Origin of the sequence: Mesorhizobium sp. IMUNJ 23033 (genome assembly GCF_044778005.1) — a bacterium.
GTDB lineage: Bacteria > Pseudomonadota > Alphaproteobacteria > Rhizobiales > Rhizobiaceae > Mesorhizobium > Mesorhizobium amorphae_A.
Genome location: NZ_JBJACT010000086.1, coordinates 1 through 1,160, shown reverse-complemented (window position 1 = coordinate 1,160; position 1,160 = coordinate 1). Strand labels below are relative to the sequence as shown.

1 protein-coding gene and 2 pseudogenes are annotated in these 1,160 nt (G+C 58.4%); 2 read left to right on the top strand and 1 reads right to left on the bottom strand.

Features of this window, described 5'->3' with window-relative positions; genetic code table 11:
* Window positions 1-332 (top strand): annotated as a pseudogene (locus ACFX5Q_RS34775) (hypothetical protein); the annotation flags it as partial.
* Window positions 333-721: 389 nt separating this feature from the next.
* Window positions 722-922: a hypothetical protein gene (locus tag ACFX5Q_RS34770; protein ID WP_120017407.1), complete on the top strand. Its 201-nt coding sequence runs from the start codon at window positions 722-724 to the stop codon at window positions 920-922.
* 127 nt (window positions 923-1,049) lie between these two features.
* Here ACFX5Q_RS34770 and ACFX5Q_RS34765 read toward each other — a convergent pair.
* Window positions 1,050-1,160 (bottom strand): annotated as a pseudogene (locus tag ACFX5Q_RS34765) (transporter); the annotation flags it as partial.

Sequence of the window (1,160 nt, the reverse complement as noted above, 5' to 3'; positions counted from 1 at the left end):
AAAAAATGGCCGACCATAAGACCAATGAGGACACTCGGTCTCACGACCATGAGATCCGGCGTTTCGCGGCAGAGAACCGCGTAACGATCGAGCAAGCGCGTGAACTCATCGCGAAGTATGGCAATAGCCGAATCGCGTTGGGAGTGGCCGCGCAGAAGCTTCGCGGAGGGGATGCTCTGGAAGCCAACTTTCGAAACGCCTGGGCCGCCCTTAGATTAGTTCGCGCGGCTATTGAACAGAGCTGCCCGGCTGGCGTGTTGCCGAGCGAGGAAGCCGTCCTGCTCCTGGTCCCGAGCCGATCCATGAAGGTGAAGCCCTTGCCAAGGCAATAATTGAAACGCTCGAGCGTCTTACTGCCCAACGATCTCATCGCCGTTCTTGACACCGCCCGCGCTAGCGCTTGTAGAAATGAGCGCCGGTAGACTGGCAGCTTTTGGGGACTTCCTTTCAACCGACGCTCACCGGCGCGATGGGTAGGTCGCGCCAAGCATCAGACTAGCACGAGCCCGTGAAGTGCTTCCTGCATCGAACGGATGACACGGCTCCATCTATATTGGCTACTGGGCGGCGTAGGAAAATATGCCTGCAACCATCTCGCCGGTCTTCGTGAAGTGTATCGATTTTACGCAATTGCCGATTGGTGGACTTGCGCAACGCAGGCGCAGTTTAATCGTCACGACAAGGCCCAGAGAGAAGGTCGAAATACGGGAGGAAATGATCGATGGACTATGAATTTGGTATCCGTAATGAAGCTAACGATCAGCCTTACGAACTTACCTCTTTTGCTACAAAACATGGCCTAACGATCCCGGTTGCAGATGCCGTTCTTTTCGCCAAAGGCCCGTCTCGGGCAGCGTGCGATGCGGCCGCATTGGCTTTCCTCTGCGCTGTCGCCGCATACTCCAAGAAACGGTCGCCCTGACAACTTTCCTCCCGGACATCCTGCAGCGAAGCATGCGCCTGGACGCGCTTCCAGAGTCGTTCGCGCTGGCACCGTTCGCGCAGACTTCAGTTGGCACTCACTTCGCCGCTTGGGCGGCTGCGGCCCGCTACCCCCGATAGGCGACCGGCACCGCCCCCGCCGCGATAAGGGCGACGCCAAGCCAGTTCGATCCGGAGAGCCGCTCCCCGAGAAAGATCGCGCCAAACACCGCCACAAG